We start from the raw sequence: 25539 nt of genomic DNA, 5'->3' as shown, positions 1-25539 counted from the left end.
TTGCCGGCGAGATAGCGAGGCATGAACAGGAGCCGCGGGCAGAGCAGGCCTAGTAGCGCGCATACCGGGAATGCCTCGCAACAGAAATGCACACCGGGTACGGCTGACTGCCGTACCCGGTGTTTAGAGGGGATGCCTTATCCGAAACAGAGATACCTTTTCCAGCTATCACCCGATAATAAATTTTCTGTATTTTGGAATGGTGATAGCCTTTACAATGTTTTTCATGCACCCGGTCAGCCTCGGCATTTCCCTTGGAGCGGCGCTGGCCTATGCGGTCTATCTGAGGGGGCGGAAGGCGATACGCTTCTCGCTTGTCTTTATGCTCCCCATGATGGTGATGGCCGCCCTGATCAACCCGGCCTTCAACCATGAGGGGGCGACCCTGCTTACATACCTGCCATCGGGAAATCCGCTCACATTGGAGAGTATCCTGTATGGATTAGCGGCGGCAGCCATGTTGGCCGCAGTGGTGACATGGTTTTCCTGTTACACAGCGGTAATGACCTCGGACAAATTTGTCTACCTGTTTGGAAGGCTCATACCGGCCCTCTCGCTGGTGCTGAGCATGGCACTGCGGTTTGTCCCAAAGTTCCAGGCCCAGTTCCACGTTGTGTCGGAGGCGCAGCGATGCATCGGACGGGATGTCTCCGATGGTGGGGTTATCCGGCGGATTCGAAACGCTGTCACGATTTTCTCCATCATGCTTACCTGGAGCCTGGAAAATGCAATTGAGACAGCTGACAGCATGAAGAGCCGGGGGTATGGGCTTCCTGGGCGGACGGCCTTCTCCATTTACCGCTTTGATGACCGGGACAAGATGGCGCTGGGATGGCTGCTCTATTGCGGGTTCTTCCTCTGCTGCGGAGCGGCGCTGGGCGGCTTTGCCTGGAGATACTACCCGACGGCCAAGGGAGCGCCTGCGGCGCCGCTGACAGTCTGCCTACAGGCGGTCTATTTGGCATTATGCCTGACGCCGGTGTTCCTGAATATCCGCGCAGACCGTACCTGGAGCAGACTGGACGCCCGAAATGAGGTGAAGCCATGTACCAAATGATGAGCCTGCCTCTGTACTCCGGGACTCTTGGGGAGTACAACAGTTGGCGTGATCTAGGCCAGGAATTGGAACGGCTGGGCTGCGACGGCATCGAGGGCGTCTGGGGCGGAGAGGATCTGCCAAAGGATTTGCCTGCCGAGCTTATTCTTGGGTACCACCTGATTTTTTACCCGGACTGGCTGGACTTCTATCGAGATGACCGGGCGGCACTGAAACAAAAATTCGGCTCACTGGAGGTTACGGCCAGCTTCTATGGCGGGCTGGGGCCAGATACGCTGCTGGAGCAATACCGCGCGGATTTACGGCGGGCGGTGAACCTGGGCGCCCGTTATGTGGTCTTCCATGTGTCGGACGTATCGCTGGAGGAGGGATATACCTACCGCTGGCTGCACACCAACCAGGAGGTCATTGACGCGGCGGTAGAGGTGGTGAACCTCATTCTTGGCGAGGAGAGATGGCCGTTTGAATTCCTGGTGGAAAATCAGTGGTGGCCAGGCTTTACCTTTACGGAACCGGAGGAGACGGCCCGGCTGCTGGAGGGAATCCGCTTTGCGGGGAAAGGGATTCTGCTGGACACCGGACATCTGATGAATGCTTGTACTGAGTTGAAAACTGAGGCAGAGGGAGCAGACTACATCCGGCGTATGCTGAACCGGCATGGCAGCCTGGCAAAGTGGGTGCGGGGCGTCCATCTACACCAGTCCCTGAGTGGGGCCTATGTGAAGGCGCACACTGGTTCACTGCCAGCGGGGCTGCCGGAGGACTATATGGAGCGGTTTGGAGTGAGCTATCAGCACATCCTCCAGATTGATCAGCATCGCCCCTGGGCAGACCCCGCCATCCTGTCAGTTCTGGAGCAGATTGAACCGCGATACCTGACCCACGAGCTGTCCTCTCGCGGGCGCATGGCCCGGGCGGAGGCCGTGAGCGTACAGACAAGATTATTACGGCAGGGAGGACGGATGCGTGTCTGAGCAGAAGAAGCCAAGTATTGAAATTGAACACTTTTCCTTCTATTACCCGGAGCAGGCGGAGAAGACGCTGGACGATTTAACGCTGACCGTGGAGCGGGGGGAATTCCTGGTGTTGTGCGGCCCGTCAGGCTGTGGGAAATCCACGTTGCTGCGTCAGCTCAAGACCGTACTGGCCCCCCATGGCCGCCGGATGGGTCACATCCGCTTTGAGGGACGGCCGCTGGAGGAGCTGGATCAGCGCGAGCAGAGCGCAAGAATCGGCTTTGTGCAGCAGAGCCCGGAGAACCAGATTGTCACCGACAAGGTGTGGCATGAGCTGGCCTTCGGCTTGGAGAGCCTGGGATATGATACGCCCACCATCCGGCGCCGGGTGGCCGAGATGGCCTCCTTTTTCGGCATTCAGACATGGTTCTACAAGAATGTCACAGAGCTGTCCGGCGGGCAGAAACAGCTCCTGAATTTGGCGTCTATCATGGCGATGCAGCCCAGTGTGCTCATTCTGGACGAACCGACCAGTCAGCTTGATCCCATTGCAGCGGCAGACTTTTTGGCGACGCTGGGGAAAATCAACCGGGAGCTGGGGACGACGGTCGTGTTGACGGAGCACCGGCTGGAGGACGCCTTCCTGTTGGCCAGCCGTGTGGCGGTCATGGACCGCGGGCGGCTGCTCTGCACAGGGAGTCCCGCGGAGGTGGGGGCGATCCTGCGCGGGGCGGGACACTCAATGTTCCTGGCCATGCCAACCCCGATGCGGATCTGGGCATCCGCGCCGGATGCGGGCGGACACTGCCCGGTCACGGTGCGGGAGGGCCGGGATTGGCTGACGAAGTTCGCGGATGGACACCCCCTGATGGAGCTGCCGTCTGAGCCGCGCCGCACATATCCGAATGAACCGGCCATCACGGCGGAAGGCCTGTGGTTCAAATACGAAAAAGAGCTGCCGGACGTGGTGAAGGGGTTGAGCCTCACCGTGAGGCGGGGCGAGTTTCTGGCCCTGCTGGGCGGCAACGGAACGGGAAAGACCACCAGCCTGAAGCTGTTGTCCGGACTCCAGAAGCCCTACCGAGGCGAGGTGAGGCTGGCGGGGAGCGTGGGCGTGTTGCCGCAGAATCCCCAGGCGCTTTTTGTGAAGAAAACCGTTCGAGAGGATCTCTTTGAGATTCTCAAGGGCCGGAATTTCTCGGGGAAGGCGCAGGAGGAGCGGGTGGCCTGGGCGGTGCGGCTGTGCCGCCTGGAGGGATTACTGGATCGGCACCCCTATGATCTGTCCGGCGGTGAACAGCAGCGGGCGGCTCTGGCAAAAGTGCTCCTGCTGGGGCCGGAGATCCTGTTGATGGATGAGCCGACCAAGGGGCTGGATGCAGAGTTCAAGCAGGTGTTTGCCGAGATCCTGCAAAGCCTCTTGCGTCAGGGTGTGACCCTGCTCATGGTCAGCCACGACATTGAGTTCTGCGCCCGGTATGCCCACCGTTGCGCTCTGTTTTTTGACGGCTCCATTGTGACGGAAGCCCCACCGCGGGCCTTTTTCTCCGGTAATAGCTTCTATACCACCTCAGCCAACCGCATGGCCCGCGGCCTGCTTCCGGAGGCGGTAACTGCGGAGGACGTCATACAGGCATGCGGGGGAAATCTACCGCCGGCGCCAGAGCTTCCGGACAGCGGGGAGCCGCTCCCGGAACCAGAGGAAGCCAGCGCAGACTACAAGCCTAAACCGCTGCCCTGGTGGCGCAAGCTGGGGGCAGTGCTGACAGGAACGGTGTCTTTCCTCCTGTTCCTGTCGTTTATGAACGTTACGGATCTGACCCAACTGATTACTGCCGACGGCATGACAGAACTGGCAAACCATCAAATGATTCTATACGCACTCTTTATTCTCTCGCTCTTTCTGTTTGCTACCTGCATCACCCGGAGATCCCACCGAAAGGATTATGCCTTACAGGTACCCAAGGCCAAGCGGAAGCTGGCCAAGCGAACCGTTGTGGCGGCTGTACTAGTGCTGCTGATGATCCCTCTGACCCTGTATATCGGTGTGTTTTATCTGGACAATAAGAAGTATTACTTTATCTCTCTACTGGTTCTGCTGGAGTGTATGCTCCCCTTTTTCCTGATTTTTGAGGGCCGGAAGCCGCAGGCCAGGGAACTGGTGATCATAGCGGTTCTGTGTGCCATTGGAATTGCAGGGCGGGCGGCGCTTTTTATGCTGCCGCAGTTCAAGCCGGTGATGGCGGTGACCATTATCGCCGGCGTGGCTTTCGGTGGTGAAACTGGCTTCCTGGTGGGTGCAATGACCATGCTGGCCTCCAACGTGCTCTTCGGGCAGGGGCCACTGACCCCCTGGCAGATGTTTTCCATGGGGATCATCGGCTTCCTGGCAGGCATCCTGTTCCGAAAGGGGCTGCTGCGGCGCAACCGGGGTGCACTATGCGTGTTTGGCGCACTGGCCGCCATACTGATCTACGGCGGAATTATGAATCCGGCATCCGCCCTCACCTGGGTGGGAGAGCTCAATGAAAAGGTCCTGCTGACCTACTACATCTCCGGACTCCCCTTCGACTGTATCCAGGCGGCTGCCACTTGGCTTTTTCTCTGGTTTGGGGCAGAGCCCATGCTGGAGAAGCTGGACCGCGTAAAGGTCAAGTATGGAATGGTGGAGAGATAGTAGTTCAACGGCAAAGATCTTTTGCATAACCGTTTGACGGGAATTTATTTACAGGCAGGAGCTGCCCATGTTGGAACGGCCATATGGCTCTTCCGACATGGGCAGTTTTCTTTGTATTCCAAACGAGCCTGTCATATTGCATAAAAGAATGGCTTTTAATCTGGCATAATGCCGAAATTGCATTATCAGATCATAAAAATTTTTAAACCGGAAATTGGTCTTCCGCTTTAACCTTTATACTTCTAATCACAGGGCAAGACGAGGCGGTGAGAGAGATGACCCCGTCAGAGCGGAGAAGCGAAATTCTGCATCTGCTATGCAAAAGGCGCCATGAGACCGCCATAAATCTCTCGGCAGAACTTGGCGTTTCCGAGCGGACAATCCGTGCAGACCTGGTGATTCTCTCGTGCTACTATCCAATCCAAGTTGTGCGTGGACGTTTTGGTGGAGGGATCCATTTGCCAGACTGGTTTCACATGGAGAGCCGCACACTATCCTCTAAGCAACAAGTATTATTGATGAAGGTTCGTAAAACCTTGTCTGGAGATGATCTTCAGGTCATGAACAGCATCCTGGCACAGTTTGCCCTGTATTGGGAGTATCGGTGATCTACCGATTTCCGTCCTGATCCTTGCAAATAGAATATCCGGCAGCGGGATACGTCCACTGATGAGAGCCCCTCTGTAAGGAGGGCTAAAGCGACGCTGGAGGATGCGCCAAGACCACCTGTGCGGACCGTGAGCCCGCATCAAAGACGGCCAAGGAAGGTGCAGAGCGGTGCCCATACGTCCACAAAGCAGCCTGTGGCGGGCTGTTTCGCATTGCGGCTGGTTTACCCGGCCCGACCCTCGTCAGCAATCTGATAATGATACTCCTGTCCAGCCACAGCCCCGGGTGATACCGGGATCAAGCAATGGGGGCAGCTCGGAGAGATCCTCGGAGGGGTGAGATTCCCGTGATGCGCGCCAGCGCAGTCCGTCTGCTGCCGCCCTGACACCTGGGGGAGTAGTGTCGAATACAGGTGCGGAATGATTGCCTTTGGAAATCCAAAATAGGAAGCGGAGGCCGCTCCCTGCCTATTGGGGGTGGCCTCCCTCTGAAACGAGGGTTGGTTATGAACCAGAATATCAATTATATCGGGCTGATAATTCTCCTTCGCCACCTTCAGAGCGCCGGCCTTGTTAGTCGGAAGGAGGCTGGGAGGATCGCCGCCCGGCTCCGTGTAGAGACCGGGGCGGACGTCATATTTTCCCCCTGATTTTTGTTGCGTTTGGATATGGATATTTTGTGGCGGTGCTGGTATTGTGTGTTGCTGACAGGAGGCAATTTCGTGGACGAGCAAAAGAAAACCAGTGGTTCCCTGGCATTGAACAGCACGCCCCGGGTAATCACCATCGCGCCCAGCACCCCGGTCAGGGACAGCAAGCTGCGTGTGGCGGCCTACGCCAGGGTGAGCTCCAGCTCAGAGGATCAGCTCAACTCCTTTGCCGCCCAGAACGCCCACTACACGGAGCTCATCACCGACAACCCGGAGTGGGAGTTTGTGGACGTGTACGCGGACAAGGGTATCACCGGCACCTCGGCGGAAAAGCGGGACGACTTCCAACGGCTGCTGGCGGACTGCCGGCGGGGTCGGGTGGACAAGATCCTGGTGAAGTCCTCCTCCCGGTTCGCCCGGAACGCCAAGGAGTGCCTGGAGACCGTCCGGGAACTGAAGGCCCTGGGGGTGGGGGTATGCTTCGAGGAGCAGGGCATCGACACCTCAGAGTTGGCCGGTGAGTTTCTTACCGCCATCTTCGCCATGATGGACCAGAAGGAGAGCGAAAACATCTCAGACAACCTCCGGTGGAGCATCGACATGAGGATGAGGGCGGGAAAGTACAACACCTGCACCGCACCCTTCGGATACCGCCTGGTCAAAGGGAAGCTGGAGCTGATCCCCGAGCAGGTGCCAATCATCCGGTATATCTACGAAGCGTACCTGTCCGGTAAGACGGCGGGGGATATCGCAGCGGCGCTGAACCTGTTCTCTAAAGGAAAACTCTGGAAGCCACAGCGGATTGACTACATCCTCACCAATGAGCGGTACAGCGGCAACGCCTTTCTGCGGAAACGGTATACGACGGATACCCTGCCACGCAAAATAAAGTATAACCATGGCCAAAAGCCCATGTACTTTGTGGAAGGGATTAACGAGGCAGCGATTTCCCAAGAGGTGTTTAATAAAGCACAGGAATTGCGTCGGAGGCGCGGGGACAGCCAGGTGCCCGGAATCGCAGGCCAACGTCCCCTTGCCAATGGCTGGCTATATTGTGGCTGCTGTGGGAAGGCGCTTCGCCCTAAATGTATAAACAGGAAATGGTACATGGCATGTCGTGGGCATGAAGAATCCACGGAGTTGTGCGACCTCCTGCCCATTGCTGAGGAAGCGGTAGTATCAGCAGTGTTCCACCTGTACTATAAGCTCCGTCACCAGGGAGTGCCTATCCTCACCCAACTGCTCGCAGATCTCCAGAACGCCCGGAAGGGTAAGCTGCTCTGGAGCCTGGACATCGTGGCACTCAACCAGAAAATTGCAGACATCACCCGTCAGGATCGACTGTTGGCCCAGCTCAAGCAGCAAGGGCTTGTTGGCCCTGACATTTTTATATCCCGCCAAAACGAGCTGGCGGAACAACTCCGCGCCGCGAAGCTGGAAAAGGAACGGTTCCTGGAGGCCGAGGAAGATCAGACGATCCAGCAGACCCAGGAGTTGATCGAAGCCCTGGAGGCCGGGCCGGACTTCCTGGACGCCTTTGATGGGGAGTTGTTCCGCGAGCTCGTGGACAAGATTATCGTGGAGAGCAATGATCGCCTGCGGTTCCGGTTGGTCAACAGCCTGGAGCTGACAGAGCCCATAGAAAGGACGATGCGGTGATGGGGAGCAACCGGAAGCGGCCCTTCGGCTACAAAATGGAGCTAGGCGAAATCGTGCTCCACCCGGCAGAGGCGGCGACGGTGCGCTGGCTCTACGACAGCTACCTGGCCGGTGCCAGCTACAATGCCTTGGTAGACAAGCTCCGGGAGAGAGGCATCTCCTATGACGGGGACAAGCCCTGGAACAAGAACATGGCAGCCCGTATCCTAGCGGACCGCCGGTACACCGGCGAAGGTGGATTCCCGTCCATCATCCCGGAGGCCCGGTTCAACATGGTTCAGGCTCAAAGGCAAGAAAAATTCTCCCCCTGCAAAAAGACGCCGGCCCAGAAGGAGCTGCGGAAACTGTGCGGCGGCAGCCCACCGGCCTGGGTGGAGCGGCAGGTGTTGGGCCTCCTGAACCGCCTGACCCAGCATCCGGAGCGTATCACCTGTCCGGCCCCGGTGGCTGGATCGCCGCCGGAGACAGAGAATCTGCGCCGGGAGCTGGACGAGCTCCTGCACCGCCCGCCGGTGGACGAGACACAGGTCAAATGCTTGGCCTTCCAGTTGGCCGCCCTCCAGTTAAACGCCATCGGGCCGGAGGAGTATGAAACCCTAGGCCTCCGGATGCTGTTCCAGGAGCGGGCTCCCATGGTGGAGTTGGAGCAGGAACTGCTCCATGAGAGCGTCCGCCGCATCACTGTCAGCAACGGGACGGTTACCATCCTGCTGAAAAATAACCAGACCTTGGAAGGAGGAAATGGTATATGAATAATACCGCACCCAACGTCATCGTCATCCCAGCCAAAGTGGAGACGCCCCAGGAACAGGAGAAGAAGCGCCACCTGCGGGTGGCGGCCTACTGCCGGGTGTCCACGGACAGCGAGGAGCAGCTCTCCAGCTATGAAAACCAGCTTTCCTACTATACCGAGAAGATCATGAAGGAACCGGGCTGGACCATGGCCGGGGTGTTCGCCGACGAGGGCATCACCGGCACCTCCACCTGCAAGCGGAAGGAGTTCCTGCGGATGATCCGCCAGTGCAGGCAGGGGAAGATCGACATGATTCTGGCTAAATCCGTCTCCCGCTTCGCCCGCAATACCGTGGATACCCTCAACTTCACCCGGGAGCTGCGGAGCCTGGGTATACCAGTCATCTTCGAGGAACAGAACATCAACTCCATCTACCCGGAGAGCGAGTTCCTCATCACCCTACACGGGGCCTTCGCCCAGGCCGAGAGCGAGAGCACCAGCAGCCGGGTGCGCTGGGGCAAGCGTCAGGCCATGAAATCCGGCCATGTCGCCATGCAGTACAAGCAGCTGCTGGGCTATGAGAAGGGCCCCGACGGCAAGCCAAGGATCGTGCCGGAGCAGGCGGAGACCGTCCGCTTCATCTATGACCGCTATCTGGCCGGGGACAGCATCCGGGAGATCAAGGCGGCCCTGGAGGGCCAGGGAATTCCCACGGTCTCCGGAAAAGCAGAGTGGATGGCATCCCATATCCGAAGCATCCTGACCAACGAGAAATACTGCGGGGATGTCCTGCTCCAGAAGACCTTCATCCAGGACTGCATCAGCAAGAAGGTGATCCCCAATACCGGACAGCTGCCCAAATACCTGATTCAAAACCACCATGAGGGTATCGTCAGCCGGGAGACCTTCGATGCCGTCCAGCTGGAGATGGCCCGGCGGAACGCCAAGGCGGGCGCCACGCGAAAGAGCACCCCCACTGGCCGGGGTAAGTACAGTGGCAAGCATGTCCTCAGCAACCTGCTGTTCTGCGGGGAGTGCGGGACGGCCTACCGGCGGTGCGTGTGGACCCAGCACGGGGTCAAACGGCCCGTTTGGCGGTGCGTCAGCCGCCTGGACTATGGGAAGAAGTTCTGTACCCAATCACCCACCCTGGACGAGGAACCGCTCCAGCAGGCCATCCTGGCCGCCGTCAACGCCGTCATGCTGGACCGCGATACCCTGGCCCGTCAGCTCGCCGCAGTCATGGAGTGGGAGCTTGCTCCGATGTTGGGTGAGAGTATGAGCCTGGCGAACATTGACAGAGCCCTAGAGGAACTGAGTAGCCAGTTCAGTAGCCTGCTGGCTGAGGCGTCAGCCAACCCGGCAGAGGACTATACGGGGCGGTTCCGGGAGCTGTCCGAGTCCACCGCCCGTCTCAAAGAACGGAAGGCACAGCTGGAGGGGGCCTGCCAGGAGCAGGGCCGGCTCCAGAACCGTCTGCGGGTGGTCTCGGCCGCCATGGAGCATATGACAGCGGCGATGACGGAGTGGGACGAGGAGGTCATCCACCAGCTGCTGGAGAAGGTGACGGTGCTCTCCCGGGAGAAGATCCGGGTGACCTTCCGGGATGGCCGGGAGATCGAGCAGGCGGTCAACCAGCCAAAAAGGAGATGTATCACGGCATGAAGATCTTTGTAACGGGCGATACCCACGGGAATTTTGAGCAGTTCCGCCCGGAATACTTCCCGGAGGGCCTGGAACTCACCAAGGAGGATGTGGTACTCCAGCTGGGAGACTTCGGCGGCGTGTGGTTCGGGGATGAACGGGACGATGAGTCCCTGGACTGGCTGGAGGGCCTGCCCTTCACGGTGGCCTTCGTCTCGGGAAACCATGAAAACTACGACGCCCTTGTGAAATACCCGATAGAGAACTGGCACGGCGGCAGGGTGCGGCCCATCCGGCCCCACGTGCTCCACCTGATGCGGGGGCAGGTATTTGAGCTGGCCGGGCGTACCTTCTTCACTATGGGCGGGGCGGCCTCCCACGACATTGAGGACGGCATCCTGAGCCTGGACGATCCCAACTTTGAGCAGAAATACCTGACATTGAAGCGGAAAGAGCACACCCGATTCCGCATCGAACACCTGTCCTGGTGGAGGGAGGAACTGCCCTGGGATGAGGAGTATGCGGAGGCGCGTAAAAACCTGGACGCCCACGGTTGGGCGGTGGACTACATCCTCACCCACTGCGCCCCCACCAGCATCGCCCTCCAGTTCTCCCGGCACAATGTGGCGGATCACCTGACAGACTTCCTCCAGGAGGTCAAAGACCGGGCCCAATACCACTACTGGCTGTTTGGCCACTACCATGACAACAAAGCCATTGATACCAAGCACATCCTCCTGTGGGAGCAAATCGTGCAGATCCTATAAGCAGAAGGCCATAAGGGAAAGGGCGGCGGTTCCGCCGCCTTTTCCTTTGTGGCTTTCCAGATAAGGCAATCCGTCGGAAAGGACAAGAAGATGAACAAGCGAAAGCTGGTTGACTATACCTCAATGTACAAAGCCCTGGACACGCTGATGCAGACCGAGCTACCGGAGGTGGAGTTGTATTTCGAGATCGGCCGGGCTGTCTGTATACGCCCGGAGAAGGGCGCGGCGGTCATGGCCGCTGAGCATCTCCAGGCAAGCTGCCCTGAAAGCAAGGGCTTCTCCCCACGAAACCTGCGACGGATGCGGGAGTTCTACCGTGCCTACGCAGATAGCCGGGGACTGCAGGTGCTGGCCCTAAAGCTGGGCTGGACGCAGAACGTGGCCATTCTGGAGGGCTGTGAAGGTAGCCAGGAACGCGCCTGGTATCTCCGGGCCGCGCTGGAGCACCGCTGGACAAAGGCGAAGCTGATGGAGCAGATCCAGGCCGGGGCATGGCTGCAGGAAGGACTCGACGAGCTGGGCAATACCTGCTATACTGAGAGCAACACAGTATCAGCGGGGTGTCTGGAGCATGAAGAAGATCCTTTTTGTGTGTCACGGCAATATTTGTCGGAGTCCGATGGCCGAGTATGTGATGAAGGACTTGGTGAAAAAGTCAGGTCTGGAGGAGGAGTTCCAGATCGCCTCGGCGGCCACCAGCCGGGAGAAGATTGGCAACCCGATCTACCCTCCGGCCCGGCGGAAGCTGGCGGAGCACGGCATCCCCTGCGAGAGCCACGCCGCCCGGCAGCTCCGCAACCACGACTACGAGGAATACGACCTGATCATTGGAATGGACAAGGCCAACCTCCGCAACATGTACCGCATCTGCGGCGGCGACTTCAACGACAAGATGCACCTTCTGATGGAATATGCCGGCCGCCCGGAGCAGGAGGTAGCCGATCCCTGCTACACCGACGACTTCGACGCCACCTGGCGGGATGTGTTGGAGGGGTGTCAAGGGCTGCTAGACCATTTGAAATGCAGGGGGTGAACGATAGGTGGATAAACTGATTGTCCGTGGAGCAGAAGTCAGTATCCAATGGAATATGGAGCGGGATGACTATATCAGCCTGACCGATATTGCAAAAGTGAAGGACAGCGATAACCCTAGATACATTATCCAGAACTGGATGCGGAACCGAAATACGATCGAGTTTCTTGATGTCTGCTACTCCCTCTGCAACCCCAATTTTAACCGTGTCAAATTCGATGCGTTTAAAAGCAGGCTGGCCTGAACAGTTTTGTAATGACTCCCCAGAAATGGATTGATACTACAGTTGCGATATACTTTATATGCAAATCAGTTTGTTGCCGTTGTAGGGGTCATCTTTGTAGGATATAATAGAAACAATCAAATAGACATAAGGAAGGGAGCTTATATGATTGCATTTAAAAGCATTAAACTCAGAAATTGGAAGAACTTTGGGAATGTAACTGCTACCCTGTCTGATAGGATATTTGTGATTGGCGCAAACGCATCTGGTAAATCAAATTTTCTGGATTCGTTCCGCTTTTTGAAAGATGTTGCAACAGATGGCCTTCAAAAGGCTGTAAAAGCAAGGGGAGGCATTGAGAAGATCCGCAATTTAAACGCACGTAATCCCAGTTATGTGGAAATATCAGTGATACTCCAAGAACTGAATGACGGAAAGACAACTGATTGGCAATACATCCTACAATTCAACTATGCTGGCGGTAGCCAGGGGAAAAGAGATACCAACATTAGTTTGGAGAAAATAATCAAAGACGGGGAAATTATTAAGGAAAGAAGGTACAATGACTCAGGAGAAGACTACCTCTCAAAACAGTTTACTTTACTGGAGCAACCGGCAATTAATGGATCCTTCCGTCCGATTTACGAGGGCTTCAGAAATATCTCTTATGTCAATATTATCCCTCAGCTTATACGGGAATCTGACTCCTTTATTCCTTCCAATGCAGCAGAGGATTTTTATGGAAGAAATCTTCTGGAAACAATATCTGCCACGCCAGAGAGAACTCGGAATTCTCGATTAAATGTAATCAATAAAGTTTTAAAAATGGCCGTTCCTCAGTTTTCAAACTTGTCTTTTATTCCCGACGAAAAAGGGCGTCCCCATCTTCAGGTAAAATACAATCATTTTAGGCCCCAGGGCGCATATCAGAGGGAAGACCAGTTTTCAGATGGCACATTACGTCTCTTCGGAATTATATGGGCTATTTTAGATGGAGAAGGATTAATGCTTTTGGAAGAACCTGAGTTATACCTTCATTCGGAGATTGTAAAACAATTACCGATGTTTATTGCCAATGCCCAGAAATTGAAAAACGGGGGTAAGCGACAGGTTATCATTTCATCGCATAGTTATGATCTCCTGAATACTGATACGATCGCTCTAGATGAGATCATTCTTTTAAAGCAAGGAAAAGAAGATACAACGATAGAAGCGGCAGATGAATTAGAATCTGTTAATGTAAAAATTCAGGCTGGCTACACCCCTGCAGATGCGGTAATCCCTCAAGTTGCTCCAGAAGGGATTCGCGATGGGCAGTTGTCCCTTTTTGAGTTTAATTAGGGAGAAGCGCAATGATAGTATATTATGGTGGTGAAGATCAAGTTACGAAGTTGATTGCCAAACAACTAATACGGTATGCGGCTCAACTGGAAGGACTTGACAATCTCACCTTAGATGATGCCAACCCTCGTGATTATGGTACTCGTGCATTAGAAAAATTGAAATTAATAATACGACTTAGCAATGCAGCTCCTGTGATATGTGTATTTGATTCAGATAACGACTGTGTGATAGAAATTTTGAACAGGTATGCAAGAGACGGCTGGAAAAACAGCATCTAGCAATAAACATTGCCATTGACGAAGGAGAAACTTGGTTAATGGCCGATAGGCAAAGTTTTTCCGACTATTTTGGGATAAGGCTATCATTAATACCTGATATAAAGAAAAACTCGCAAGAATTGTCAGAATCAATCCCATACAAAACTAGTCTCTATTTTTTGCAACAAATGGTTCCATATTCGAGGAAAAAGAGAGTTCTGGAGAATTTATCGTGTGAGCGGCCTGGAAAAAAGCCGCCTACATATAATGCCCTGTGGGCTGACTTTATTGAAAACCATTGGAATATGGAGATAGCAAGCCATAACTCTGAGAGTTTGTTGCGTGCAATTAACAGAGTGCAACTAGCCCTGAGAGAATAATTATTACCCTTTATCAAAGCTATATTTTCTGTTTTAAAGTCGAAAACATCACCGCTGGGCAAAAAGATAGCCCCGCAAAAATAATTCTCACTTTGGGATTTCGGTGACCAGGGTAGCCTTCCCCCTTAGATTTTGTATGGTCGGAGCAAATGAATTGCCTCTGTGCCGAGATTTTGCCTATGGCAAAGTACTCGTACCGCGTAAAAGCGTCGCCGTCTAGAAGGCCGGATTTTCCGAGCTATAAATATCCAGATTGATCTGGCATTTCAAAAAGCCTTGAAAACTTCGGTTTTCGAGGCTTTTTTGTTGCTGAAAAGCGGATGGATTTTGTATGGGCCGGTGTGCGGATCAGAGTAGATCCGCACACCGGCCCATGTCATTTTTATTTTTCACCGATAAACAGCAGGTGATCGGAAGCGCCCAGGTGTTCGGGCTTTTCGCAGATGTAAAAGTGATACCGCAGATATTGGGCATAGCTCTCGTCATCCATTGCATTGATCTTATCGTGAAGCAGTTCACTGATACCGTCGGAGGCGACCTCGTGCAGGATTTTGATACCACCCGCACAGAGCAGATCCCGACAGGCGTCGATGGTATGAAATACAAAGGGGAAATCATCACAGCGGAATGTTTCTTTGTTGTAGTCCCCGTTTACAAAATAGTCCGGTATCTCGTGGAACATAGTGAGTATGACCATGTCATTGGAAATAAACGCAAAGAACAGTTTGCCATCGGGTTTGCACACACGCTTTGCCTCGGCAATGGACCGGAGCTTGTCCGCTTCGCTGTGTAAGTGGTACAGGGGGCCCAGGAGAAGGACGATATCAAAGGAATCGTCGGGGTAGCGGCTGAGATCCATAGCGTTGCCCTGTACCAAATCAATGGAGTCCTGAGGAGTCAGCTTTTTTGAAAGGCTTCGATGTTTCGGTCGGACAGTTCCAAAGCGGAGACGGCATAGCCCTTGCGGGCAAAATACAGGCTATATTCCCCTGCGCCGGCTCCTACATCCAGGATTTTTGTCCCCGGAGCAAGGTACTGCTCTATATATCGCACCGTGGTCAAGAACTCCACACGGGCAGCTTTGGAGCGATTCAGACGGCTGTTTTCGTCCAAGCGGGAATACAGGGTCTGTACAAGTTCGGTGTCATTTTCAAACGAGAGGCCATTTGAAAAAAGCGCGGGTCTGTCCCAGTCATTTTTCAGAATGGCGTAATGGGCGGTATCACAGACCCCCTGGTTGTTGCGGCCGGACTGTCTGGTGGTACCCTCATATTTCATGCCGCATTTTTTCATGACAGCGCCAGAATGGGGATTGTTGGGGTCGTGTCTGGCAGTAATGCGGTTGAAATCACAGGTGTCAAAAAGGTAGTGGATGACCGCTTGCAGCGCTTCGGTCATGATGCCCTGATGCCACCAGCGTCGTCCGATGCAATATCCGATTTCAATGGAAGAGAGCTGTTCGTTGGGGTCCATGCCACTGATACTTCCGATGGGCTGTCCCACCTCTTTTAGGACAATGAGCCACTGGTAGTAATCGCTTTGGACGTAGTGATTGATCCAATCCTGCAGAACCTGTTGGGAAGCTTCTACACTGCTGTGGACGGGCCAGGTCAAGTATTTTACCACGTCCGGATCAGAGGCCCAGTTGTCAAACATCGATTGTGCATCTTCCGGTACGGCTCTGCGGAGAAGAAGTCTCTGGGTTTCAATGGTTTAGGTTCCCCTGTGGATCGCCATAAAATCAGTCCTTTCCATGTAGCGTACAAAATAAAAAAGCAGTGTGGGCCAACCGTGGAAGGTTTTGGCCCACACTGCTCTGTTTTCGCTCCAGATCCGCCTGGATTATTGGAAAAAAGAGTATGACAATGTAAGCCCCATGCAGCAAGTAGGCATAGGGTTACCGAATACATGGTCCACATGGCAAACAGAAAAACGGTTGTGCATTGTCACACCTCCTGCGATTTTTGGGGTATTATACGCCTGCATGGAGAAAAAGTCAATAGGTTACACCCCGGAAGGAGCCTCCTGAACACTGTCTTGCGGTGGCTGGGGACGATCTCCATTCTCAGAGGGAGCACCGCTGGGTTGGGTGCCCGGATTGCCGCGAAGACCACCGCGGCCGCCCATACCGCCCCCCATCTGGCCGGGATTTTGCTCTGAGCCGTCATTGGTGGTGACTGTGCCGCCGTTGTTGGTATAAGTGCCGTCGCAGTCCAGCGCCGTATTCCCGCTGCCATTGCAGATCAGATCCAACGTTCCGCCGTTGATGGTCAGATCTCCGTTGGAATCCACACAGTCCCCTGTGGAGACAATGGTGAACTCTCCGCCGTTGATGAGGATAAAGCTGTCCGTGCCGCTGGAAAAGGTGTCCTGGGACTGCCCGCCAGGTCCGCGGAAACCGGAGCTGTCGGCCCCTCCGGCGGCGTTGAGCCCGTCGTCGGAGGAGGTAATATCAAATGTGCCGGCATCAACTGTGATGCTCAACCCCTCGATCCCCTCGTAACAATAGGGGATGGTAAAGGAGCTGTTCTGGATGGTGAGGGCGGCGTCGGAGTGGATGGCGTCGTCACCGCTGCGGAGGGAGAAGGTGCCGCCGGTGATGAGAGCCTCCCCGCCGGCGTGGAGGCCGTCATCGACGGTATCCAGGGTAAAAGTACCGCCCGCTATGGTGAAGCTGCCCTCGGCCTTTATGCCCTTCTGGCTCACGGTGTCCGCTTCGGTCTCTGCGGCAGTGGTTTCACTCTGCGCTACCCCGCTCTTTTGCTGTCCACCGTCCATGGGGCCAAACGCATCCTCGCTACTGCTTAGATCTACGCTGGCGCTGCCTGCCCCCGTGTGTAGGTCAAAGGTCCCTCCGTCGATCTGGAGGGCGCCGGCGGCGCTGATGGCATCTCCCTGCGCGGTAACCGAGAAGCTGCCCTCAGCAAGGTAGAGGAAGCCCAGAGAGGGATCGTCGCTGTTCTCTGCATGGAGGCCGTCCTTACCCGAGGTAATGGTAAAGCTGCCGTCGGCAATGGCGATGCTGTCGTTTCCGGACAGGCCGTGGTTGGCGGCAGTGATGGTATAGCTGCCGCCGGTGATCACCAGCTCATCCTTGGACACCACCCCGTGCCCGGCCGGAGACTGGATGGTAAGACTGCCGGTGCCGTTGAGAGTCAGGTCGGTCTTGGAAAAAAGAACCGCGTCAATGTTGTTTTCATCTATGGCCACATACTCCCCGCCATTGGCAAGGTAGTTCTCAGTCCCATCCGCCAGAGTAAGGAACACCTTATCCGCCGACAGAGCATAGATGGGAGCGGAGGTGGCGCTGGTCACATCCACGCCGTTGAGGACAAGTTGGACTTTGTCGCTCTCGCCGGCGTTGACAACGATCTGCCCGTCCGTGAGGGTGCCCGAGAGGAGATATACGCCCTCGGAGGATAGGATGACCCGGCTGCCTTCGATGGTCACGGCATCGGAAGCGGAGGAGATATACGCCCTCGGAGGATAGGATGACCCGGCTGCCTTCGATGGTCACGGCATCGGAAGCGCAGGAGGCACTGTCCCCATTGAGTTGGATGGGGATGGCGGCGCTCTCGTCATAGGTGCCCGCCAGATCCCGGTCACTGAAAAGCGCCTGGGTATCGATGGCGGCAGCAGTGGGCTCTGCCGTCTGAGCGGCAGTTTCAACGGCGGCAGAGGGAGTAGCCTGGGTGTTCTGCGCTCCACAGCTGCTGAGGAGCAGCAGAGCGGACAGCAGGGGAGGGGTTAGCCGCAGGATTGGGTGTTTCATAAAAACTTCCTCCTTTACAGGGCGGCGGCGCTGGTATCCTGGTGGCCCAGGGAGATCTCCAGGTTCCCGTTGCGCAGCCGCAGCTGGTCGATAAAGCGTTTTTCCTGGGAAGGGTCCTTTAAGGTCAGATCATAGGTCAGCTTAAAGAGACTGCCCATGTTGGTGGTCTTGACCTGCGTGAGGGAATACCGGCGGGCATACTGATGCAAAACGGGATCAAATACCCCGGCATAGTCCAGGTCCTCAGGAATGGTAATATGGAGGGTGCGCTCGGGGGTATTCTGGGCCCAGGGACGCAGGCTCAGGGCGTTATAGAGCATCATGGCTCCGCCCAGGATGAGGGTAAAGAGAGCCCCATAACCAAGGTAGCCCATGCCGGTAATGAGGCCTGTTCCCATGGCCACAAAGAGGGCCCCGATCTCCCGGGCGGAGCCCGGGGCAGAGCGGAAGCGCACCAGGTTGAAGGCTCCGGCCACGGCCACCCCGGTGCCCACATTGCCGTTGACCATCAGGATGACCACGCAGACCACTGCGGGCAGGATGGCGAGTGTTACGGCCAGGCTCCGGCTGAAGTGGGAGCGCCACAGGGTCATGGCACACAACAGAAGGCCCAGAATCAGGGACACCCCCACACACAGCAGAAAGGCGCCGGGGGCAATGGTATTAGTCAAAGCGGTATCGAAGAGACCTTGAAACAAGTTGTCAGGCATATTTTTGTTCTCCTCTCTGCTGGGAAAGCAGGATTGTTTGATAGGCGGTTCCATATTTGGAAAAAGAAGTTTTAAAGATGCCCAGTTCGGACAGGGTACGGGCCATCCAGAGGGGCAGGCTGCCCGCGGTCTTGACCTCCATGAGCACCTGGTCGGCAGGAAGGATGGGAATGCCACAGGGGTCAGAGTTCAGGGTAAGAGCCTCCTGGCGGTAGCGGATTTCAGTATCAAAGGTGACCCGGAACGCCTCGTCCTCCACCCCGCGGTAGGAGTCCCGCTCATAGGAGAGGAAGACGGCCGGGCGTAGGGCGGCGTAAAATCCCGCCGTATAGGCCAGCTCCCCGCCGATCTGGGTCTCCGGCCAGGAGGCACTGCCCGCAATACAGTCCAAGGGCCTCCCTTTGGGGCATGGTGAGACGGCGCTTGTAGACCACGGAACAGTATTTCTTCTTCAACTCCACGAATACCGGCGCCTCCAGACCGGCCCGGCCGTAGCTGCGGACACGGAGCTTTTCCTTGTAGACCGGCCGCTCCAGGCTGCGGCGGATGAGGCGGAAGTCGGGGGTATCCAGGTAGAGATTGCGGATGGAGCTGTGGCTGTACTCGTCGGGCACCACATAGGGCGCCATCGCGGCCAGGATGGCCTGCTGCTGCCGGCGGCTCATCTGATATTTGATCTCATATCGCTGAAAGACCATCTGATTTTTCACGGGTGTGGCCTCCTTTTTGAACATCGTGAGGTCAGTATAGAGATCCAACCCTAATTGAACTTAAAATCCGCCCACTCTTTTCGGCTGACATTTTTCGCCCCCGGTGCTATTCTTTTAATTAGAGTTAAGGAGCGTATGCTATTCTTGCCTTATAACACAGGAGAGAAGGTGGCGCAATGCGCATTTTATTGGCAGAGGACGAGCGGTCCCTGTCCCGGGCCGTGGTGGCCCTGCTGGAAAAACACAACTATTCCGCTGACGCGGTATATGACGGAGAAGAGGCCCTGGATTATCTGGAGGCGGGGAATTACGACGCCCTGATCCTGGATATCATGATGCCCAAGCTGGATGGACTGGAGGTCCTGCGGCGGCTGCGGGCGGCGGGGAATCCCATCCCGGTGCTGCTGCTCACCGCCCGGTCAGAAATAGAGGATAAGGTGACCGGATTGGACACCGGGGCCAACGATTATCTCACCAAGCCGTTTTCCACCGAGGAGCTCATGGCGCGCATCCGGGCCATAACCCGCAGCCAGACCGGCGGCCAGCTGACCAGCCGCCTGAGCCTGGGCAACATCACCCTGGATCAGACCACCTTTGAGCTATCCTCTCCCCACGGAAGTTTCCGCCTGGCCAACAAGGAATATCAGATGATGGAGCTGCTCCTGCGCAATCCCCGGCAGCTCATCTCCAGCGAGCGGTTTTTCGAGCGGATCTGGGGCTATGACAGCGAGGTGGAGCTGAATGTGGTGTGGGTGTATATCTCCTATCTGCGGAAAAAGCTCGCGGCCCTTCAGGCGGATATTCAAATTAAGGCGACCCGCAACGCGGGCTATTCCCTGGAGGAGCGGCCATGATCAGACGTCTGCGGCATAAGCTGATCGCCGCCTGTATGCTCTCCCTGGCCATCGTTTTGCTGGTGATCCTGGGGGGCGTGAACCTGATGAGCTATCACAAGGTGGTCTCTGACGCCGATGCCATCCTGGCCGTGCTGGCCACCAATGACGGGACCTTTCCCAAACACCAGGGAGGGCTCCAGCAGCCCCCGCCCGGTGAGCTGGGAAGGAAACCGGACCTCTTTGACCAGCGGGGCATGTCCCCGGAGACGCCGTATGAGTCCCGCTTCTTTTCGGTGCTCCTCAGCGAAGACGGCCAGGTGCTCCAGACAGACACCGGTCAGATCGCCGCTGTGGATGCCGAGGACGCCGCCGCCTATGCTCAGAGTGTAGTGAAATCCGGGCACAGCACCGGTTTCTGGGGAAACTACCGCTATCTGCTCTGTGATGATGAGTTGGGCAGCCGGGTCATTTTTCTGGACTGCGGCCGCAGTCTCTCTTCCTTCCGCAGCACCCTTCTTGCCAGCCTGTCGCTGGCCCTGCTGGGGCTGGCGGCGGTCTTGATTTTGCTGCTGATCCTGTCCAAGCATATTGTCCGGCCAGTGGCGGAGAGCTATGAAAAGCAGAAGCAATTCATCACCGATGCCGGCCATGAGCTGAAGACCCCCATGACCATCATCAGCGCCGACGCGGATTTGGCAGAGATGGAGTGCGGAGAAAACCAGTGGCTCACCGACATCCGCCGTCAGGCCAGGCGCCTGACCGAGCTGACCAATGATCTCATTTATCTCTCCCGCATGGAGGAGGAGCAGCCCAAGCTGCAGTGCATTGAGTTTCCCATTTCCGACGTGGCAGAGGAGATGGCCGACTCCTTCCAGGCCCCCGCCAAGAGCCAGGAAAAGGACTTCTCTCTCTCCATCCAGCCCATGCTCTCCTTTACGGGGGATGAAAAAAACATCCGAAAGCTCATCTCCATCCTGTTGGACAACGCCTTGAAATATTCCCCACGGGGAGGAAAAATAGAGCTGCGGCTGGAAAAGCAGGGGCGTACCCTCCAGCTGACCGTGTCCAATACCGTCGAGCAGCCGCTGGAGCGGGAAAAACTCTCCCATCTCTTCGATCGGTTTTACCGGACGGACCAGTCCCGCAACAGTCAGACCGGTGGCTACGGGCTGGGACTGTCCATTGCCCGGAGCATCGTGGTGGCCCATAAGGGAAAGATCCGGGCGGAGAGCCCGGACGGAACGACACTGTCGGTGGTGGTCCTTCTCCCGCGATGACAGTTTCGTTTGATTTTTAAGTTCAATTAGGGTTGCTCTTTTATCCTGATGGCAGAAACCTGAGAGAAATACGCCAAATGGAAAAGGAGTATGTCCTATGAAAAAAACAGATATCTCTATGGAAAATCCATCTCCCTCCCCCCGACTCCCATGCCGCAAATGGACCAGAGGGCAAAAAAGCCCGCACAGAAGGCCTGGCGGCGGCTGACCTCTTTGGTGCTGAGCGCTGCACTGTTCGGGGCGGTCTCCGCCGGAAGTTTTTATGGTGTGGGGAAAATGCTCTCTCCGGAGAGCGAGGCGGAAGGTACCCTGAGCGCCGGGACTTCGGGGGAGGTAGCCACCACTCTGGCCAGCACTTCCTACACTGCTGCCCGGTATGGCATGGATGTGTCGGACATCGCCTCTGCCGCATTGCCCAGCGTGGTGGCCATCACCAACATCTCCGTACAGGAGGTGCGCAGCTACTTTAACCGCTTTGGGCCTAACGGAGCGGGACAGACCCAGTTGGAGGAGACCACCAGCTGCGGCTCAGGAGTCATCATTGCCAACGACGGGACCTACCTCTACATGGTCACCAACCAGCACGTGGTGGCAAACGCCACCACCCTCTCGGTGAGCTTTGTGGATCACTCGGTCTATGAGGCCCAGCTGTGCGGGACTGACGAGGAGGCCGACCTTGCGGTGATCAAGGTGGCTGTTGCCGACCTGTCTTCGAATACGCTGTCCCAGATCGCAGTCATTTCCATCGGGGACTCGGATGAGCTGGAAGTAGGGGAACAGGTCGTGGCCATCGGAAATGCCCTGGGCTATGGCCAGTCGGTGACCACGGGCATTGCCAGCGCCCTGGACCGCAGCCTCACCAATGAGAGCGGCACCACCGCCTCCTATATTCAGACGGACGCCGCCATCAACCCGGGCAACAGCGGCGGCGCACTGCTCAATTTGGATGGGGAGCTCATCGGCATCAACACCGCCAAGCTCTCGGATACCGATGTGGAGGGCATGGGCTACGCCATCCCCATCTCGAATGTGGCGGAGCGGATTGCTGAGCTCATGACCCAAACCACGCAAGGAAATTCAACCAGCTCCAGCGCGGCCCAGCAGACCGGATGGGATAGGCCGGGCCGGTGGGAAACCTGGCCGAGCGCATAAGAAGCGGGGATGATGTTTCGCTCCGCCGACACCGGAGCGGGATCTGTATTTTAATTGGAAACAGCGTGTCGAGAGAAATTTTGTACTGAGATTCATCAAAAATGGTCTCTTTTGCTGGATTTATCTTTGATTTTTTTCTTTACACATGGAATAAACTATGATATAGTAGACAAGCACGCATTAGGTGCAGTCCCGTGACTTAGTCCAGGGAGTTTGCCCGCTTTGACGCGGGGGATTCACCCGCCCTGCACTCAGTTACCGGGAAGAATATCAGAAAGGTGGAATTTTCCCATGATCCGTAAGGACGAGAAGACGGCTGTTATCGAGGCCAACCGCACCCACGAGACCGATACTGGTTCCCCCGAGGTCCAGATCGCGATCCTGACTGCCCGCATCCAGGAGCTCACCGAGCATCTGAAGGTGCACATCCATGACAACCACAGCCGCCGCGGCCTGCTCAAGATGGTCGGTAAGCGCCGCAAGATGCTGGACTACCTGGCTGCCAAGGACATCGAGCGTTACCGTGCGATCATCGCCAAGCTCGGCATCCGCAAGTAAGAACCAAGCGTAACGCCGGAAGCGCGGAGCGTCCGGGAGCAGGTGCACAGGAGACCGCGCAGACGGAAAAACAGGTGCCGCCCCGGCGGCGCGGATTTTTCGCGGAGCGGTGCGCCGTGTGCCGCTGCGGAGGACGCGCAGCATGAGAAAATAGGGGTGGTGTGGGATTCCACACCACCCTTTTCTCCAATTATCATTTCACCGAACACGACACGCAGAGCCGGAACGCTTTTTTAGCAGTTGAATGCGGGACGAATGGGGATTCGCCTTGGATTCAAGTGCTAAAAGGCCGACGGGCTCTGCTGTGCCAGCGAAAAGGAGGACAACATATGTCTACTGTTATCAAGCACAGAGAATTCCCCGGCTTCAAGACCTATTCCATGGACCTGGCCGGCCGCCCCCTGGTCATCGAGATCGGCAAGGTGGCCGAGCTGGCCAACGCCGCCTGCATGGTCAAGTACGGCGAGACCACCGTCATGGTGGCTGTCACCGCCTCCGCCCGTCCCCGGGACGGCGTGGATTTCTTCCCCTTGAGCGTGGACTTTGAGGAGAAGCTCTACGCGGTGGGCCGCATCCCCGGCTCCTTTATGCGCCGGGAGGGCCGCCCCTCTCTGCCCGCCGTGCTGGCCTCCCGCCTCATCGACCGTCCCATCCGTCCCCTCTTCCCCTATGACTTCCGCAACGATGTGTGCGTTACCTGCACCGTCATGAGCGTGGACTATGACTGCTCCCCCGAGGTGGCCGCCATGATCGGCACCTCCGTGTGCCTCTCCTACTCCGACATTCCCTGGGCCGGCCCCATCGGCTGCCTGGAGGTGGGCTACTGCGACGGCCAGATCGTCTTCAACCCCACCCAGGAGCAGCGGGCTACCTCCCAGATGGACGTGACCGTGGCCGCCACCGACGGTAAGGTGGTCATGATCGAGGCCGGTGCCAAGGAGATCCCCGACGAGATCATGTACGAGGGCATCGTGAAGGCCCACGAGGAGATCCGCAAGCAGGTGGCCTTTATCAACGGCATCGTGGCCGAGATCGGCAAGCCCAAGATGGAGTATGAGCACGCGGACTTCGATCAGGAGCTCTTCGACAAGATCGTGGAGGCCACCATGGACGAGGCCAAGGCCGCCATGGACACCGACGACAAGAACGTCCGCGAGACCCGCTGGAATGCCCTCATCGATCACTGGCACGAGCTCTTCCTGGAGGACTATCCTGAGATGGACAAGTACCTGGAGGAGATCACCTACAAGTTCCAGAAGAAGATCGTCAAGGCCTGGCTCCTGGAGGGCCACCGTGTGGACGGCCGCGCCAAGAACGAGATCCGTCCCCTCTCCGCCGAGGTGGGCGTGCTGCCCCGTGTTCACGGCTCCGGCCTCTTCACCCGCGGTCAGACCCAGGTGCTCAGCGTCTGTACCTTGAACACCCTCTCCGCCGCCCAGAAGCTGGATACCATCTGGGAGGAGACCGAGAAGCGGTACATGCACCACTATAACTTCCCCTCCTACTCCGTGGGTGAGGCCCGCGGCGCCCGGTCCACCAACCGCCGTGAGTACGGCCACGGTGCCCTGGCCGAGCGTGCTCTGGAGCCCGTCATCCCCAGCGTGGAGGAGTTCCCCTATGCCATCCGCGTGGTGTCTGAGGTCCTCAGCTCCAACGGCTCCACCTCTCAGGGCTCCATCTGCGGCTCCACCCTGGCCCTCATGGACGCCGGTGTGCCCATCAAGGCCCCCGTGGCCGGCATCTCCTGCGGCCTGATCCAGGACGACAACGGCGGCTTCACCACCTTCATCGACATCCAGGGCGTGGAGGACTTCCACGGCGAGATGGACTTCAAGGTGGCCGGCACCAAGAAGGGCATCACCGCCATCCAGATGGACCTGAAGAACGATGGCCTCTCCCATGAGATCATCAAGGAAGCCCTGGAGATCACCAAGGACGCCCGCTTTGCCATCCTGGACGAGATCATGCTGCCCTGCATCGCCGAGCCCCGGCCCGAGGTGGCTCCCACCGCCCCCAAGATGGTGAAGATGAAGATCGACGTGGACAAGATCCGCGAGGTCATCGGCTCCGGCGGCAAGGTCATCCAGAAGATCTGTGCCGACACCGGCGCCAAGATCGACATCGAGGACGACGGCACCATCTACATTGCCGGCGAGAATGCCGAGAGCTGCGACGCCGCCAAGAAGATCATCGAGACCATCGTCTTTGTGCCCGAGGTGGGTCAGCTCTACTACGGCAAGGTGGTCCGCATCCTCCAGTTCGGCGCCTTTGTGGAACTGGCTCCCGGTAAGGACGGCATGGTCCACATCTCCAAGCTGGCCGACCGCCGGGTGGAGAAGGTGGAGGACGTGGTCAACATCGGCGATATGATCTGGGTCAAGGTCACCGACATCGACGAGAAGGGCCGTGTGAACCTCTCCTACAAGGACGCTCTGAAGGAGATCAAGGCCAAGCAGGCCGCCGGCGAGAGCGTGAAGTAAATTATGAACAGAACAGCCGCCCCGAAACCAAGGTTCCGGGGCGGCTGTTGCTTTGT

General features: G+C 56.9%; 23 protein-coding genes and 1 pseudogene. 18 read left to right on the top strand and 6 right to left on the bottom strand.

Annotation, left to right across the window (positions count from 1 at the left end):
- The first annotated feature begins 199 nt into the window (after positions 1–199).
- From H8S34_RS11520 to H8S34_RS11460, 13 genes and pseudogenes are all read left to right on the top strand, one after another.
- The gene (locus tag H8S34_RS11520; protein ID WP_186964047.1) at positions 200–1057 is read left to right on the top strand and encodes an energy-coupling factor transporter transmembrane component T; all 858 of its coding nucleotides are present in this window, start codon (positions 200–202) and stop codon (positions 1055–1057) included.
- On the top strand, positions 1045–2031 hold the full coding sequence (locus tag H8S34_RS11515; RefSeq protein WP_186964046.1) for a TIM barrel protein: 987 nt from the start codon (positions 1045–1047) through the stop codon (positions 2029–2031). The genes H8S34_RS11520 and H8S34_RS11515 overlap by 13 nt, the downstream gene beginning before the upstream one ends.
- Positions 2024–4690: an ATP-binding cassette domain-containing protein gene (locus H8S34_RS11510; RefSeq protein WP_055270507.1), complete on the top strand. Its 2667-nt coding sequence runs from the start codon at positions 2024–2026 to the stop codon at positions 4688–4690. Before H8S34_RS11515 ends, H8S34_RS11510 begins: the two co-directional genes overlap by 8 nt.
- Before the next feature lie 275 nt (positions 4691–4965).
- Positions 4966–5298, top strand: a complete 333-nt coding sequence (locus H8S34_RS11505; protein ID WP_021630443.1) for an HTH domain-containing protein — start codon at positions 4966–4968, stop codon at positions 5296–5298.
- A gap of 722 nt (positions 5299–6020) precedes the next feature.
- Positions 6021–7607 carry a recombinase family protein gene (locus H8S34_RS11500; protein WP_080744519.1) on the top strand — a complete coding sequence of 529 codons (1587 nt, stop codon included), beginning with the start codon at positions 6021–6023 and terminating at the stop codon, positions 7605–7607.
- Positions 7607–8359 carry a recombinase family protein gene (locus H8S34_RS11495; RefSeq protein WP_186964045.1) on the top strand — a complete coding sequence of 251 codons (753 nt, stop codon included), beginning with the start codon at positions 7607–7609 and terminating at the stop codon, positions 8357–8359. The genes H8S34_RS11500 and H8S34_RS11495 overlap by 1 nt, the downstream gene beginning before the upstream one ends.
- Positions 8356–10005 (top strand): recombinase family protein, encoded by a 1650-nt coding sequence (locus tag H8S34_RS11490; protein ID WP_186964044.1) that lies wholly within the window; start codon positions 8356–8358, stop codon positions 10003–10005. Before H8S34_RS11495 ends, H8S34_RS11490 begins: the two co-directional genes overlap by 4 nt.
- Positions 10002–10751 carry a metallophosphoesterase family protein gene (locus tag H8S34_RS11485; protein WP_186964043.1) on the top strand — a complete coding sequence of 250 codons (750 nt, stop codon included), beginning with the start codon at positions 10002–10004 and terminating at the stop codon, positions 10749–10751. Before H8S34_RS11490 ends, H8S34_RS11485 begins: the two co-directional genes overlap by 4 nt.
- Before the next feature lie 90 nt (positions 10752–10841).
- Positions 10842–11231 (top strand): annotated as a pseudogene (locus H8S34_RS15480) (DUF1016 N-terminal domain-containing protein); the annotation flags it as partial.
- Between the two features lie 91 nt (positions 11232–11322).
- On the top strand, positions 11323–11784 hold the full coding sequence (locus tag H8S34_RS11475) for a low molecular weight protein-tyrosine-phosphatase (RefSeq protein ID WP_186964042.1): 462 nt from the start codon (positions 11323–11325) through the stop codon (positions 11782–11784).
- A gap of 7 nt (positions 11785–11791) precedes the next feature.
- On the top strand, positions 11792–12028 hold the full coding sequence (locus H8S34_RS15175) for a KilA-N domain-containing protein (RefSeq protein WP_271959382.1): 237 nt from the start codon (positions 11792–11794) through the stop codon (positions 12026–12028).
- A gap of 144 nt (positions 12029–12172) precedes the next feature.
- A complete protein-coding gene (locus H8S34_RS11465; protein ID WP_186964041.1) occupies positions 12173–13348 on the top strand; it encodes an AAA family ATPase in 1176 nt (391 codons plus the stop codon).
- 11 nt (positions 13349–13359) lie between these two features.
- Positions 13360–13629: a hypothetical protein gene (locus H8S34_RS11460; RefSeq protein WP_186964040.1), complete on the top strand. Its 270-nt coding sequence runs from the start codon at positions 13360–13362 to the stop codon at positions 13627–13629.
- A 741-nt stretch (positions 13630–14370) separates the two neighbouring features.
- On the opposite strand, the gene H8S34_RS11455 is transcribed toward H8S34_RS11460, so the two are convergent.
- The 6 genes from H8S34_RS11455 to H8S34_RS15365 all read right to left on the bottom strand — a co-directional run bounded on the left by H8S34_RS11455 (position 14371) and on the right by H8S34_RS15365 (position 19180).
- Positions 14371–14865, bottom strand: coding sequence for a class I SAM-dependent methyltransferase (locus H8S34_RS11455; RefSeq protein WP_186964082.1), 495 nt, complete (start codon positions 14863–14865; stop codon positions 14371–14373).
- Positions 14866–14885: 20 nt separating this feature from the next.
- Positions 14886–15698, bottom strand: a complete 813-nt coding sequence (locus H8S34_RS15475; protein ID WP_366485916.1) for a GNAT family N-acetyltransferase — start codon at positions 15696–15698, stop codon at positions 14886–14888.
- Between the two features lie 294 nt (positions 15699–15992).
- Complete coding sequence (locus H8S34_RS15470; protein ID WP_366485907.1) at positions 15993–17438, bottom strand: carbohydrate-binding domain-containing protein; 1446 nt, start codon at positions 17436–17438, stop codon at positions 15993–15995.
- Positions 17439–17774: 336 nt separating this feature from the next.
- Positions 17775–18470 (bottom strand): DUF4956 domain-containing protein, encoded by a 696-nt coding sequence (locus H8S34_RS11440; protein ID WP_101690947.1) that lies wholly within the window; start codon positions 18468–18470, stop codon positions 17775–17777.
- Positions 18463–18861, bottom strand: coding sequence for a VTC domain-containing protein (locus H8S34_RS15370; RefSeq protein WP_279287852.1), 399 nt, complete (start codon positions 18859–18861; stop codon positions 18463–18465). Before H8S34_RS15370 ends, H8S34_RS11440 begins: the two co-directional genes overlap by 8 nt.
- Positions 18749–19180 (bottom strand): VTC domain-containing protein, encoded by a 432-nt coding sequence (locus H8S34_RS15365; protein ID WP_366485905.1) that lies wholly within the window; start codon positions 19178–19180, stop codon positions 18749–18751. Before H8S34_RS15365 ends, H8S34_RS15370 begins: the two co-directional genes overlap by 113 nt.
- Before the next feature lie 176 nt (positions 19181–19356).
- Between H8S34_RS15365 and H8S34_RS11430 the strand changes: the two genes are divergently transcribed.
- From H8S34_RS11430 to H8S34_RS11410, 5 genes are all read left to right on the top strand, one after another.
- A complete protein-coding gene (locus tag H8S34_RS11430) occupies positions 19357–20034 on the top strand; it encodes a response regulator transcription factor (RefSeq protein WP_101690948.1) in 678 nt (225 codons plus the stop codon).
- Positions 20031–21293, top strand: coding sequence for a sensor histidine kinase (locus H8S34_RS11425; protein ID WP_186964039.1), 1263 nt, complete (start codon positions 20031–20033; stop codon positions 21291–21293). The genes H8S34_RS11430 and H8S34_RS11425 overlap by 4 nt, the downstream gene beginning before the upstream one ends.
- A 159-nt stretch (positions 21294–21452) precedes the next feature.
- Positions 21453–22445 carry a S1C family serine protease gene (locus H8S34_RS11420; RefSeq protein ID WP_243208003.1) on the top strand — a complete coding sequence of 331 codons (993 nt, stop codon included), beginning with the start codon at positions 21453–21455 and terminating at the stop codon, positions 22443–22445.
- A 291-nt stretch (positions 22446–22736) separates the two neighbouring features.
- The gene (gene rpsO, locus H8S34_RS11415) at positions 22737–23003 is read left to right on the top strand and encodes a 30S ribosomal protein S15 (protein WP_087263108.1); all 267 of its coding nucleotides are present in this window, start codon (positions 22737–22739) and stop codon (positions 23001–23003) included.
- Positions 23004–23332: 329 nt separating this feature from the next.
- A complete protein-coding gene (locus H8S34_RS11410) occupies positions 23333–25483 on the top strand; it encodes a polyribonucleotide nucleotidyltransferase (RefSeq protein WP_186964037.1) in 2151 nt (716 codons plus the stop codon).
- The last annotated feature ends 56 nt before the right edge of the window (positions 25484–25539 follow it).

This window comes from Pseudoflavonifractor hominis (assembly GCF_014288125.1).
Taxonomy (GTDB): domain Bacteria; phylum Bacillota; class Clostridia; order Oscillospirales; family Oscillospiraceae; genus Pseudoflavonifractor_A; species Pseudoflavonifractor_A gallinarum.
Note: the sequence above shows the minus strand (reverse complement) of the source record. Positions and strands in the feature narration are given on the sequence as shown.

Coding starts and splice junctions, on each gene's coding strand:
- H8S34_RS11485 (WP_186964043.1), top strand. CDS start 10,002: ATGAAGATCTTTGTAACGGGCGATACCCACGGGAATTTTGAGCAGTTC.
- H8S34_RS11430 (WP_101690948.1), top strand. CDS start 19,357: ATGCGCATTTTATTGGCAGAGGACGAGCGGTCCCTGTCCCGGGCCGTG.
- H8S34_RS11460 (WP_186964040.1), top strand. CDS start 13,360: ATGATAGTATATTATGGTGGTGAAGATCAAGTTACGAAGTTGATTGCC.
- H8S34_RS11465 (WP_186964041.1), top strand. CDS start 12,173: ATGATTGCATTTAAAAGCATTAAACTCAGAAATTGGAAGAACTTTGGG.
- H8S34_RS11420 (WP_243208003.1), top strand. CDS start 21,453: ATGGACCAGAGGGCAAAAAAGCCCGCACAGAAGGCCTGGCGGCGGCTG.
- H8S34_RS11425 (WP_186964039.1), top strand. CDS start 20,031: ATGATCAGACGTCTGCGGCATAAGCTGATCGCCGCCTGTATGCTCTCC.
- H8S34_RS11490 (WP_186964044.1), top strand. CDS start 8,356: ATGAATAATACCGCACCCAACGTCATCGTCATCCCAGCCAAAGTGGAG.
- H8S34_RS11475 (WP_186964042.1), top strand. CDS start 11,323: ATGAAGAAGATCCTTTTTGTGTGTCACGGCAATATTTGTCGGAGTCCG.
- H8S34_RS11515 (WP_186964046.1), top strand. CDS start 1,045: ATGTACCAAATGATGAGCCTGCCTCTGTACTCCGGGACTCTTGGGGAG.
- H8S34_RS11520 (WP_186964047.1), top strand. CDS start 200: ATGGTGATAGCCTTTACAATGTTTTTCATGCACCCGGTCAGCCTCGGC.
- H8S34_RS11440 (WP_101690947.1), bottom strand. CDS start 18,470: ATGCCTGACAACTTGTTTCAAGGTCTCTTCGATACCGCTTTGACTAAT.
- H8S34_RS11410 (WP_186964037.1), top strand. CDS start 23,333: ATGTCTACTGTTATCAAGCACAGAGAATTCCCCGGCTTCAAGACCTAT.
- H8S34_RS11505 (WP_021630443.1), top strand. CDS start 4,966: ATGACCCCGTCAGAGCGGAGAAGCGAAATTCTGCATCTGCTATGCAAA.
- H8S34_RS11495 (WP_186964045.1), top strand. CDS start 7,607: ATGGGGAGCAACCGGAAGCGGCCCTTCGGCTACAAAATGGAGCTAGGC.
- rpsO (WP_087263108.1), top strand. CDS start 22,737: ATGATCCGTAAGGACGAGAAGACGGCTGTTATCGAGGCCAACCGCACC.